This window comes from Polaromonas sp. (assembly GCF_049790275.1).
Lineage (GTDB): Bacteria > Pseudomonadota > Gammaproteobacteria > Burkholderiales > Burkholderiaceae_C > Polaromonas.
Window position 1 is genome coordinate 30,972 of the sequence record NZ_JBAQYR010000171.1, and the last position, 11,653, is coordinate 42,624.

Annotated in this window: 12 protein-coding genes and 1 pseudogene; 3 read left to right on the forward strand and 10 right to left on the reverse strand. The window is 61.5% G+C overall.

Features of this window, described 5'->3' with window-relative positions; translation table 11 throughout:
* Nucleotides 1–25 precede the first annotated feature (25 nt).
* Together WA904_RS21990 and WA904_RS21995 are read right to left on the reverse strand one after the other, a co-directional pair.
* Nucleotides 26–391, reverse strand: coding sequence for a Rap1a/Tai family immunity protein (locus WA904_RS21990; protein ID WP_425199254.1), 366 nt, complete (start codon nt 389–391; stop codon nt 26–28).
* Between the two features lie 935 nt (nt 392–1,326).
* Entirely contained in the window at nt 1,327–1,536 is a 210-nt protein-coding gene (locus WA904_RS21995) for a hypothetical protein (RefSeq protein WP_425199255.1), read from the reverse strand.
* A gap of 51 nt (nt 1,537–1,587) precedes the next feature.
* On the opposite strand from WA904_RS21995, the pseudogene WA904_RS22000 reads away from it, so the two are divergent.
* A pseudogene (locus WA904_RS22000) lies at nt 1,588–2,241 on the forward strand (enolase C-terminal domain-like protein); the annotation flags it as partial.
* Nucleotides 2,242–2,322: 81 nt separating this feature from the next.
* Nucleotides 2,323–3,744 carry a sensor histidine kinase gene (locus WA904_RS22005; protein WP_425199256.1) on the forward strand — a complete coding sequence of 474 codons (1,422 nt, stop codon included), beginning with the start codon at nt 2,323–2,325 and terminating at the stop codon, nt 3,742–3,744.
* 16 nt (nt 3,745–3,760) lie between these two features.
* Here the strand turns inward: WA904_RS22005 and WA904_RS22010 are convergent, their stop codons facing one another.
* The 6 genes from WA904_RS22010 to WA904_RS22035 form a co-directional block, all read right to left on the reverse strand.
* Complete coding sequence (locus WA904_RS22010; protein ID WP_425199257.1) at nt 3,761–4,345, reverse strand: response regulator; 585 nt, start codon at nt 4,343–4,345, stop codon at nt 3,761–3,763.
* Between the two features lie 196 nt (nt 4,346–4,541).
* A complete protein-coding gene (locus tag WA904_RS22015) occupies nt 4,542–5,861 on the reverse strand; it encodes a tryptophan--tRNA ligase (RefSeq protein ID WP_425199258.1) in 1,320 nt (439 codons plus the stop codon).
* Nucleotides 5,862–5,866: 5 nt separating this feature from the next.
* The gene (locus WA904_RS22020) at nt 5,867–6,535 is read right to left on the reverse strand and encodes a site-2 protease family protein (protein WP_425199259.1); all 669 of its coding nucleotides are present in this window, start codon (nt 6,533–6,535) and stop codon (nt 5,867–5,869) included.
* Nucleotides 6,536–6,702: 167 nt separating this feature from the next.
* Nucleotides 6,703–7,338: an L-threonylcarbamoyladenylate synthase gene (locus WA904_RS22025; protein ID WP_425199260.1), complete on the reverse strand. Its 636-nt coding sequence runs from the start codon at nt 7,336–7,338 to the stop codon at nt 6,703–6,705.
* Nucleotides 7,339–7,359: 21 nt separating this feature from the next.
* The gene (locus WA904_RS22030; RefSeq protein ID WP_425199261.1) at nt 7,360–8,265 is read right to left on the reverse strand and encodes a DMT family transporter; all 906 of its coding nucleotides are present in this window, start codon (nt 8,263–8,265) and stop codon (nt 7,360–7,362) included.
* A complete protein-coding gene (locus tag WA904_RS22035; protein WP_425199262.1) occupies nt 8,262–9,122 on the reverse strand; it encodes a 3',5'-nucleoside bisphosphate phosphatase in 861 nt (286 codons plus the stop codon). The genes WA904_RS22030 and WA904_RS22035 overlap by 4 nt, the downstream gene beginning before the upstream one ends.
* A gap of 148 nt (nt 9,123–9,270) precedes the next feature.
* Between WA904_RS22035 and WA904_RS22040 the strand changes: the two genes are divergently transcribed.
* The gene (locus WA904_RS22040; protein WP_425199263.1) at nt 9,271–9,942 is read left to right on the forward strand and encodes a glutathione S-transferase; all 672 of its coding nucleotides are present in this window, start codon (nt 9,271–9,273) and stop codon (nt 9,940–9,942) included.
* A gap of 73 nt (nt 9,943–10,015) precedes the next feature.
* Here WA904_RS22040 and WA904_RS22045 read toward each other — a convergent pair whose 3' ends face one another.
* Together WA904_RS22045 and WA904_RS22050 are read right to left on the reverse strand one after the other, a co-directional pair.
* Nucleotides 10,016–10,144 (reverse strand): hypothetical protein, encoded by a 129-nt coding sequence (locus WA904_RS22045; protein ID WP_425199264.1) that lies wholly within the window; start codon nt 10,142–10,144, stop codon nt 10,016–10,018.
* A 75-nt stretch (nt 10,145–10,219) separates the two neighbouring features.
* Nucleotides 10,220–11,653 (reverse strand): single-stranded-DNA-specific exonuclease RecJ (locus WA904_RS22050; RefSeq protein WP_425199265.1); only part of this gene is annotated, 1,434 nt, incomplete at its 5' end.

Below are 11,653 nucleotides of genomic sequence, written 5' to 3' on the forward strand. Positions count from 1 at the left end.
TTTTGAGCTGTAAGGTTTCGTGTAGCTAACAAGGAAAGGCGCTGTTTAGTGCGGAAAAAATAAGACTAATCGGTGGTTCATGTCGCCGAGCAGGATTTTCACTCAACCATTTCTTAACGACATCACTCAATTGCCCGTAGTTCACTGAAGGCGGCACACAGAGCCCACCGTCTCCAGGTTTCGAATTCTCAACTACTTTGGCTCTGCTACCTCTCATATAACCGATTATGTGACCGGTTTGATAGCCCTCAGCAGCGCCTGCAACGTACATCATCGCGAAGGTCTGTTCTTGACTTGAATTCATTGCGGCAAATAGTGCATTTCCACTGTTGTATGCACTTGCGGCTCCTGAGAACAGTGCTGCAGCAAGACTCATGATGACTGGGAGCATTCTCATTTGTTCCTCACTAGGTAGTCTTTTGGAGTTTATCGCTGCTTGCTAAAATTTCCACTGATGGCGGAATTTTCATGCGCTTTCACTTCCTGAGCGCGCCAGCTCTTACTGAATGAGAGGGACCGCGATGGCCTTATGGACGCAATACGTTAACGACGACGGTACTTTTGATGAGTATGAGATTGAGGAATTGGAATCGATTGCGCAAGACATCGAAGTCTTGAAACGTAATATGGTTCCGTGGGCGGAGACGGCGCATGAACGCTTTGCGCAAGTCATGGATAGACGGGCACGGAGGCGCTATCGAGAACAGAACCCACATCTTGGGAGATGAGATGCGAATAGCAGTACGGGTCCAGAAGCCAAAACTCTCCACTGACAAGACCGACCGATGGCACGTTTATGCCCTGGGCGGGCAAGGCATTCCCACCAATAGGTCGATCCAATTCCCCATGGACAAGCGAGTGCTGGGGGCGTTCTACATAGTCGATGTCGAGTGGACGGGGGGGCATCAGAAAAGTACCTACCCCTTCCTCACTAACGGTAAGACGCAACCTGTGGTTGAGGTTACCTACCAGAGGGCCTACGGATTCATTAGGCGGCAAAAGCGCCTTACCGACCGAGGTGCCATTTGAGAAGGATGACTTTAGCCACGTCGAGGCAGGACGTAGTTCGGAAAAATCGAATGGGGGTATTTTTGGGGGTACTTAGCTAACCCAACCTGACAAAACCTAACATCCATGCGGGTTGCTGGGAATGATAGTAACGACACCCTCCCGCCAGCGATATAACGGCCCGACGCCATACAGCTCGGGCCGTTCTTATTGCTAGGTAGTGTTTGCCGTTGGGCGTTCACGAAATTTGGCAATTCAGTGGACGGCATGTATTACGCTTATCCAAGCCTTCCTCTCTCGCGACAGTTGACTAGGCCTCTACGCGTGCGGCTTGATGGTTGCGCCAGCATCCGGAGCATGCAACTGCCTCATCTTTTGGCGGGATTGCTGCATCTTTAATTGATCGGCACTAGCTGTTGCTTGTGCCCCCAATTGCCTTGCCCTTTCACGCGCCTGCTTAGCGTTGTCCTTCAACCTTTTCACGCGCTGCTCTTCTGCACTTGCCTGCTCAATCTCTTTGAGTTTCATATCTAAGCCCCCAATAAATACGTATTTATCGGACCTTAGTAGGCAGTTAGGTACCTGGACCGCGGTTATGCGGTGGTGAAGATGAAGATAGGCGGCGCATCCCTGGCCGACGACTGCCGGCGCATCGAGGCGGTGCTGGGCATGCTGGCGCCGGGCCAGAAGCTGGCGGTCGATGCGAATGGCCGGTTCGACCTGAAGACCGCCGTCGCTTATGCCAAGGCCTTGTCGCGCTATGACCTGTTCTGGTACGAGGAGGCCGGCGACCCGCTGGACTACGCCTTGCAGGCCGAACTTGCGCAGCATTACGACAAACCGATGGCCACCGGCGAGAACCTGTTTTCCATGCAGGACGCGCGCAACCTGATCCGTTACGGCGGCATGCGGCCAGACCGCGACTGGCTGCAGTTCGACTGTGCGCTGAGTTATGGCCTGGTCGAATACCTGCGCACGCTGGACATGCTCAAGGAGCACGGCTGGTCTGCCGCGCGCTGCATACCGCACGGCGGGCACCAGATGTCGTTGGCGATCGCGGCCGGCCTGGGCCTGGGCGGCAACGAGTCCTACCCCGACTTGTTCCAGCCCTATGGCGGTTTTCCCGATGGCGTGAAGGTGGACAACAGCTATGTCACCTTGCCGGAGCTGCCGGGCATCGGCTTCGAAGGCAAGGCGGATCTGTACGCGGTCATGAAGCAGCTGGCGGCCTGACCATCCCGCTGTATTGCCGAAAGCGGCAAAGGCGGGTTGATACGGCTGTGTCATGGGCCGGACGGCCGCTAAACTCCAGCCATGAGTTTCTCAAGCCCGCCAGTGTCTGGTGACAGCCGTCATGTGGTGATGGACCTCGCCGCGCGCGATGAGTGGGTCGAGGCGAAACTGATGCGCAGCTTCATGCGCAGCGGCCTGCCGGGACTGCATTCCGCGTCGATGGTGATCCCGATCATCGTGGTGGTGCTGTATGGCGATGTCGACAACCTGGCCCTGTTTCTCTGGACGCTGGCGGCTGTTGGAATGACGTTGTGGCGCTATCGCGTGGTCAGCCTCTACAACCGCGAATACGCGGGTGCCAGCGGCGCGAAGCTGCGTGCCTTCACGTCGCGCCACAGCTGGACCTGGACCATGAGCGCCGTGGTCTGGGGGTCTTCCATGTTCCTGTATTTCCGCAAGGCGCCGGTCTACGACCAGTTCATCTGCCTGATTGTGCTGGCCGGCATGGCGGGTTTCGCCGTGGGCGCGTTTTCTGCGTCGTTGCGCTACTTTGTCGGCTACACCAATGGCCTGGCCTACAGCATCCTGGCCGCCGTGGCCTACAGCGTGATGACGGATCGGCCGTTCATAGGGACCGCCACCACCTATGGCCTGGTGGTGCTGGTGCTCATTTACTGGATGGCCATACGCCTGGGCGGCAGACGTTTTAACCAGGGGCTGCGCAAGACCTTTGAGCTGCAGTTTGCCAATTCGGCGCTGATTGCTTCGTTGACCGAAAAGACGCGCACGGCGCTGGAAGCGGTAGAGGCGAAGAACCGCTTTATAGCCAGCGCCGCCCACGACCTGCGCCAGCCCGTGCACGCGCTCAGCCTGTATGCCGACTGGCTGCAGGCCGAGCCCGAACTGGTTCTGCAGATCACGCCGAAAATCGTGCAGTCCACGCATGCCGTCAATGAGCTGTTCAATTCGCTGTTTGACCTGGCCAAGCTCGACGCCGGGGTGATCGAGGTGAATTTGCAGCGGATCGACCTGCCGTCGCTGATCGAAGAGCTGGAGTTGCAGTACGCGCCGCTGGCGTGCGAGAAGGGCCTGACGCTGCGTACCCGAGTGGTGAAGGCGCAGGTGCTGTCAGACCCGGTGCTGCTCAAGCGGCTGCTCGGCAACCTGCTGTCCAACGCGGTGCGCCATACCGAGCGGGGAGGGGTTTTGCTGGCCGTGCGCCGCGCAAGCGAAGGCTGGCGGGTGGAGGTGTGGGACACCGGCGTGGGGGTGGCACCGGAACACCAGGAGGCGATTTTCCGGGAGTTTTACCGCGTGGCCAAACACCAGGGGACCGAGGAAGGCTTCGGGCTGGGCCTGTCCATTGTTTCCCGCTTGTCAGAGGCATTGGGCCACCGTGTGAGCATGCGCTCGGTGCTGGGACGGGGCACCCTTTTCCGGGTGGACCTTCCGGCTTATAACGAGAGGGCCGACCCCAACGAAAGGCCTGAAGGCAGCTTCTGAACGGCCCGGGAAGGCCTTAAAGCAGGCCTTGTGTCCGCGCCAAGTGGCTGGCCTGCGAACGGCTTTTCACATTGAGCCTGCGGAACAGCCGCCACAGGTGCACCTTGACGGTGTGTTCGCTGATCTGCAATTCAACGGCGATGTCGCGGTTGCTCATGCCTTTGTCCAGCATGACCAGCAACTGCTTCTGACGCTTGGACAGTTTTTCGGGTTCTGTGCTGGCTTCCGGATCGGTGCTGTCGTCGAGGAAAGACCTCAGGACTTTGGAGATCTCGGTGGCACCGACCGATTTTTCAATGTAGACATCGGCCCCGGCTTCCAGGGAGAGCTCCTGGTAGTCCTGTGCCGGCGCGGCGGACAACACCACAATCGGCACTTCGGGAAACTGCTGCCTGACCTCGCGCACGCCTGACACACCATGGGTGTCGGGCAATTTGAGGTCCAGGCAGATGACATCCGGCATGCCGTGCTGCTCAACGGCGGCACCGATGGCTGCCAGCCGGTCCAGCTCGATGATTGAAGCTTTTGTATGCAGGCGGCGAATCAGCATCACCACGGCTTCCCGCATGAGTGGGTGGTCATCTATGACAAAAATACGCATGGAGGGGCTATTAATGTGAAAAACTGTCAGTTAGTGGTTCAAAAAGTAAGCATACCCGGTGTATGTCAAGTTGGCGAGCTAACTAAAAATATTCATTCCGGCACTAATACACAGTTTTTTCTCAAAATGCATTCTTTTTCAGTAATGCATCCGGCGCCGAAGTGCGGGAAGCAAATGGCACATCTTGCTCTTTTTGTCAGTTCTTCGCGTCGATCAATTGCTGCAATGCTGCTTCAACTGCCTCTGTCGCTACGCCGGGAACAGCTTGCAGTTTGTCCTCCAGGCCTGGCAGGGCGCCGGCGCCTTGCGTCTGCAGCAACACAATAGCCTGCGCGGCGTCTTTGGGGGAGTCAAAGCCGTTGCTTTGAAGCAACAATTGGCCCTTGACATCCACCAGCTTGAAATGGAAACGGCCGTCGGTTTCACGGTACTGCTTGAAAGTCGGCAGGGATGATTTGGCCGCTTTTCCCCTGGAAGCGGAGGCGGCTTGGGCGCCCAGGTTGCGCAGGCCAACCGCTTCGCGCAGTTCACGCATGAACGGTTTGGCGAGCCGGCGGGCCTTGTCCGCACCCGCCTGCAGGATGGCTTCGATCTTTGCGGGATCGTTCATCAGTTCCTGGTAATGCGCGCGCATGGGCGCCACTTCGCGGTCAATACGCTCGAACAGCAGTTGTTTGGCTTCTCCCCAACCAATACCTTCGTTGTAGGCGAGGCGCAGCGCTGCGGTTTCCTGCTCGCTTGCAAAGGCCTGGTAGATCTGGAACAGGGCCGAGCCTTCCACTTCTTTGGGCTCGCCCGGCGCGCGCGAGTCGGTCACGATGCCGGCAATGAGCTTTTTCAGCTGTTCGCGCGGGGTGAATAGGGGAATGGTGTTGTCGTAGCTTTTGCTCATCTTGCGGCCGTCCAGGCCGGGCAGCAGCGCCACGGACTCTTCGATCAGCGCCTGCGGCAGCACAAAGTGTTCACCATACAGGTGGTTGAATCGCTGCCCCATGTCGCGCGCCATCTCGATGTGCTGGATCTGGTCGCGGCCGACCGGCACATGGTGGGCCTTGAACATCAGGATATCGGCGCCCATGAGCACCGGGTACATGAAGAGGCCCGCGCTGACGTCGGCATCGGGGTCGTTGCCGGCGGCGGTGTTCTTGTCGACCGAGGCCTTGTAGGCATGGGCGCGGTTGAGCACGCCCTTGGCTGTGACGCAGGTCAGCAGCCAGGTGAGTTCGGGAATTTCGGGAATGTCTGACTGGCGGTAAAAGGTGACGCGTTCCGGGTCCAGCCCGGCGGCCAGCCAGCTGGCGGCAATTTCCAGCGTCGAGCGCTGGATACGCGCCGGCTCATCACATTTAATGAGGGCATGGTAGTCGGCCAGGAAGTAAAAACTTTCCGCGCCTGTGCCCGTGCTCGCCGCCACGGACGGGCGGATGGAGCCGACATAGTTGCCCAGGTGCGGCGTGCCGGTGGTGGTGATGCCGGTGAGGAAACGTTGGGGAGCGGCAGTTTGTTTGTTTGTCATGATCATCATCGAACCAGCATCGCCAGCGGCATCAGCACAATTTCAAGAAGGGCATAGGTCAGCGTCATGAGCGGACGCATCCACAGCTCGGTGATCACCCGGGAAATCACGAGCGCCATCACAATGAAGAAGCCCCAGGGTTCGATACGCGAGACCAGCTCGGCCTGCTTCCAGGGCAGCAGTCCTACCAGCACACGCCCGCCGTCCAGCGGTGGCAAGGGGAACAGGTTGAACACCAGCATGACGATGTTGACCAGAATGCCGGCCTGGCACATCTTGAGGAAAAAGGGTTCGGTGATGCCCGCGCCTTGCAGCAGGTAGAACGTGATGCCCCACAGCAGGGCTTGGACGAGGTTGGCACCCGGGCCGGCCAGGGCGACCCAGACCATGTCGCGTTTGGGGTTGCGCAGCTTGCCGAATTGCACCGGCACCGGCTTGGCGTAGCCGAACAGGAAGGCGCCCGAGGTGGCGAAGTAAAGCAGCAGCGGCATCAGGATGGTGCCTACCGGGTCAATGTGCTTGGCCGGGTTCAGCGTGACGCGGCCCAGCATCCAGGCGGTGTTGTCGCCAAAGTAGCGGGCGACGTAGCCATGTGCCGCTTCGTGCACGGTGATGGCAAACAGCACGGGAAGCGCGTAAATGGCAACGGTTTGAATCAGGTTGGCGATATCCATACCCGGATTGTCTCATTGGCTGTGTGCCCCCACGCTTGTCGCTTCGCGTACTGCGCTGCCCCCCGAGGGGGCCGCTGCGCCTGCGGCCCGGCAAAGCCGGTTCCGCGGCCCCGGCTGGTCTGAAGAGCCACCTCGGGGCAGGGGGCTACGCGCAGCGAGCGTGGGTTCTACAAGCCCAGGGCCGCGAGGTCGCCGCGGCCCAGCCGTATCACGACCGGATCGTCGCCGTGGCCCAGCGGGGTCAGGTCGATCACCGTGGTGGCTTCCTGCGGGCAGGCGCCGGCGTCGATAACGGCCGCCAGGTCATGCTCCATCTGGTCGCGGATCTCGCTGGCGTCGTTCAGCGGCTCGGTCTGGCCGGGCGGGATCAGGGTGGTGGCCAGCAAGGGTGCGCCGTGCAGCTCCAGCAGCGCCTGCAGGGTTTTGTGCCCGGGTACACGCAGGCCTATGGTTTTGCGCGAAGGATGGCTGAGGCGGCGCGGCACTTCCTTGCTGGCTTCAAGGATGAAGGTGTAGGGCCCTGGCGTGGCGGCCTTGATCAGGCGGAACTGCTTGTTGTCCACACGCGCGTAGTTGGCCAGCTCGCTGAGGTCGCGGCACAGCAGGGTCAGGTGGTGTTTGTCGTCCACCCCGCGAATGCGGCGCAGGTTGTCGGCCGCGGCCTTGTCGTCGAGATGGCACACCAGTGCGTAGCTCGAATCGGTGGGCACGGCAACAACCGCGCCGCGCGTCAGCAGCGCCACTGCCTGCTTGAGCAGGCGCGCTTGCGGATTGTCGGGATGAATTTCGAAATACTGGGCCATGGTGGGTAGGGCGCAATGATGTCAGGACTCTGCGGGCCGCACGTTGAACTGGTTCAGTACCCGGCTTTCGCGCGCGGTCAGCCAGGCGCCGGCGGCGCCGCAGATGGCAATCATCAGCATTCCGGCCAGGGACCAGCGGTCGGGCACATGCGAAAAGGCGATCCAGCCGCCGACCATGGCAAACGCAATCTGTGCATACAGGTACGGCGTGAGCGTGGCGGCCGGCGCCCGCATGTAAGCCAGGATCAACATGAAGTGCCCGACCGTAGCCGCCGCACCCATCAGCACCAGCCAGCCCCACAGCGACCAGGAGGGCAGGCTTGTCCAGACGAAAGGCAGGGCGGTCGAGACCAGCAGTGTGCCTACCCAGCCCGTGTAGAGGTGCATGGTGATCGGGTCTTCGGTTCGGGCCAGCCGGCTGGTGAGGACCTGGAAACCGGTGTTGGTGACAACCATGCCGAGCGGCAGCAGCAGGGTCCAGGTGAAGTCTTCGCCACCGGGCCGGATGATGATCAGCGTGCCCACAAACCCGCCGACCACCAGCGACCAGCGCAAGGCGGAGACTTTCTCGCCGAGTGCGGTGGCCGCGAGCAGCGTGATGACCAGCGGAACGATGGCGCCGATGGCGGTGAACTCGGCCACCGGCATGTACTTGAGGCTCAGGAAGGCAAACAGGCTGCTCAGCATCAGCAGCAGGCCGCGCAGACACTGGAACTTCGGATGCGCTGTGCGCAGCACGCTCAAGCCCCGCACGGGCAGCATGGTGGCGGTAGTGGCCACGGCCTGGAAAAAATAACGGAACCACAGTGCCATCAAAATAGGCACGCTGGCGCTGACAAATTTGGTAGTGGTGTCGAGCATGGCAAAACAGGCGACGGCTGCGATGACCAGCGCAATGCCCGCCAGGGCGGAAGGAACGCGGCTCACTGGATGCGGTCTTCCAGGAGCTCCCAGACAGGGGTGAGGTGGCCAGGCAGGAAGGGCAGGGTGCCGAGGTCGGTGTGGCTTTCGTCGGGGCTGTGGAAGTCGCTTCCGCGCGAGGCGGCCAGGCCGAACTCCTTTGCGGTTTCGGCGTATTTCACATACTCCTGCGCGGAATGGCTGCCGGTCACGACTTCCACCGCCTGGCCGCCGTGCGCCTTGAATTCGGTGAAGAGTGCGTACTCTTCATTCGGCGTGAACTTGTAACGGCCCGGGTGGGCGATCACCGCCACGCCTTTGGCACCGGTGATCCAGGTTACAGCGTCGTGCAGGTTGGCCCAGCGGTGCGGCACGTAGCCGGGTTTGCCTTCGGTCAGGTATTTGCGAAAGACCTCGGAGGTTTCCTTGCAGACGCCGGACTCCACCAGGAAGCGGGCAAAGTGGGTGCGCGAAATCAGGTCCGGGTTGCCGACGAACTTCAATGCGCCTTCATAGGCGCCCCGGATGCCGACCTGGGCCAGGCCGGCTGCCATTTCCATGGCGCGCTGTTCGCGTCCGCCGCGCGTGTTGCGCAGGCCCTGCAACATGTCCGCGTCGTCGGGATCGAACCCGAGGCCGACGATATGCACGGTTTCACCGGCAAAGGTCACCGATATTTCGGTGCCGGTCAGGTAGTGCAGGCCGTTCGCCCTGGCCGCTGCGGCGGCGCGGTGCTGGCCGCCGATTTCGTCATGGTCGGTCAGGGCCCAGAGCTCGACGCCGTTGGTTTTGGCCCGTTCGGCCAGCGCCTCCGGGCTCAAGGTGCCGTCCGAGACGACAGAATGGCAATGCAGGTCGGCGTTCAGGATGTTTTTGGGGGTCACCGGTTCATTTTAGGCTTTCTGCTCTGTAGCCACTGGGTGCCAGGGCATGGCCGGGCCGGCGGCAGGGGCAGGTCTGTCGCCGGTTTTCAGTGCCAGCGGCGCAATCGCCTACCATGGCGGCTCACCCTGAACTCACCGGATTTTTGCCATGATCACAGTGCACCACCTCAACCATTCCCGCTCGCAACGCATTCTCTGGCTGCTCGAAGAGCTGGGGCTGGGCTACGAGATCGAACGTTATGAGCGCGACCCCCAGACCATGCTGGCGCCGGCTTCGCTGCGCAAGGTGCATCCGCTGGGCAAGTCACCGGTGGTGACGGATGGAGATCTGACCCTGGCAGAGTCCGGCGCCATCATTGACTACCTGGTCGAACGTTATGGCGCGGGGAAACTGGCGCCGGCTCTCGGCACACCTGCGCGCCTGCGCTACAACTACTGGCTGCATTACGCCGAAGGCTCGGCCATGTCGCCGCTGCTGCTCAAGCTGGTGTTCGACAAGATAGAAACTTCGCCCATGCCGTTTTTTGCCAAGCCGATTGCAAAGGCCATTTGCCGCAAAGTCAAAAGCAACCTGGTTGAGCCGCAGATCCGGCAGCACCTGGACTACCTGGAAAGCGAGCTGGGCAAAAGCACCTGGTTCGCGGGAGAGGCGTTCAGCGGCGCGGACATCCAGCTGAGTTTTGTACTGGAGGCCGCAGCCGCGCGCGGCGGGCTGAACCACAGCCGGCCGCGGCTGATGGACTTTCTGCGCCGCATTCACGCCAGGCCTGCCTACCAGCGCGCCATAGAACGCGGCGGCGAGTATTCGATACTGACCTGATTCCCGGTTGCTATCAGTTTCCTAGCTGTTTACGCCCGCCCCTATTGGGCTGGAGGCATAAAACGCCTGAATTTCAGCGGAAGCCGAAGTAAGACAGGATGAAGCCGATGATGACAACAAGGCCGACGATGTAAATGATGGTGTTCATGGTTTTCCGGGCTGCATGGCGTTCCGGTGTGGGCGCCTTCTGAGTCCAAATCATGGCCGCGCCCTCAGTCTGCGGCTGTAGGCAGCCCTGACGAGGGGCCGTCAGACAAGTGCTAGTCCGGCCAGCCTGTCAGAGCTCGGCAGCTTCCACCAGAAAACGCACGCGCTTGACGCCCTGCCACTCGTCGGCGTCCAGGCGGAAGGCCAGCTTCACACGGGCCGGCAAGGCCTCGGTGTGACCGAACCAGATGCCGTCCACCGGCTGGCCCTGGTGTTTGAGTTTGAGCGACAGGTGTTTTTCACCGACCAGGCGCTGCGACACCACTTCCACTTCCTCGCTGAAAGTCGGCGCTGCAAAGCCCTGACCCCAGACTTCCTTGTGCAGTGTGTCGACCAGGTCGGCACGGCGGTATTCGGGCGCGAGCGGGCCGTCGGTGTCGATGCGGCGCGTCAGCGTGGCGGCGTCCAGCCACTCGTGCGCCACCTGCTGCAAGGCCTGCTCGAACACGTCGAAGTGTTCTTCGGCAATCGTGCAGCCTGCCGCCATCGCGTGGCCGCCAAAACGCAGCAGCACGCCGGGGTGGCGCTTGGCGACCAGGTCCAGTGCATCGCGCAGGTGAAAGCCGGCAATCGAGCGGCCGGAACCCTTGAGTTCATGTTCCTTGCCCGGCGCCTGGCTGGCGGCAAACACAAAGGTCGGCCGGTGCAGCTTGTCCTTGATGCGTGAGGCCACGATGCCGACCACGCCTTCGTGAAAATCGGGGTCGAAGATGGCAATCGCCGGCGGCGGCACCTCGCCCTCGTCGATCATTGCGTCGGCGGCGTACTGGGCCTGTTCGCGCATACCGGCTTCGATGTCGCGCCGCTCGCGGTTGATGCCGTCCAGCGTTTTGGCGAGTTCATCGGCACGGCCCGCGTCATCGGTCAGCAGGCATTCAATGCCCAGGGTCATGTCGCTGAGCCGGCCGGCGGCGTTGATGCGCGGGCCGAGGGCAAAACCGAAATCAAAGCTGGTCGCCATAGCGGCCAACCGACCGGCTGCGCTGAACAGGGCAGCCACACCGGCCGGCAAGGCGCCGACGCGGATGCGCTTGAGGCCTTGCGCCACCAGGCGGCGGTTGTTGGCATCGAGCCTGACGACGTCGGCGACCGTGCCGAGTGCGACGAGGGGCAGCAGGACATCGAGTTTCGGTTGTGTGGTGGCGTCGAACACGCCGCGCTTGCGCAATTCCGCGCGCAGCGCGAGCAACACATAAAACATCACGCCGACGCCGGCAATCGACTTGCTCTCGAAAGTGCAGCCGGGCTGGTTCGGGTTCACGATCACGTCGGCGTCGGGCAGCACGATGGCACCGTCGCGCAGGGCCGGCAGGTGGTGATCGGTCACGAGCACCTGCAGGCCGAGTTGGCGCGCGCGCGCCACGCCGTCCATGCTGGCAATGCCGTTGTCCACCGTGACCAGCAGGTCGGCACCCGTGGCCTTGACGCGTTCGGCGATGGGTGCTGTCAGCCCATAACCGTCCACCACGCGGTCGGGCACGATATAGCTGGCCTGCGCCGCGCC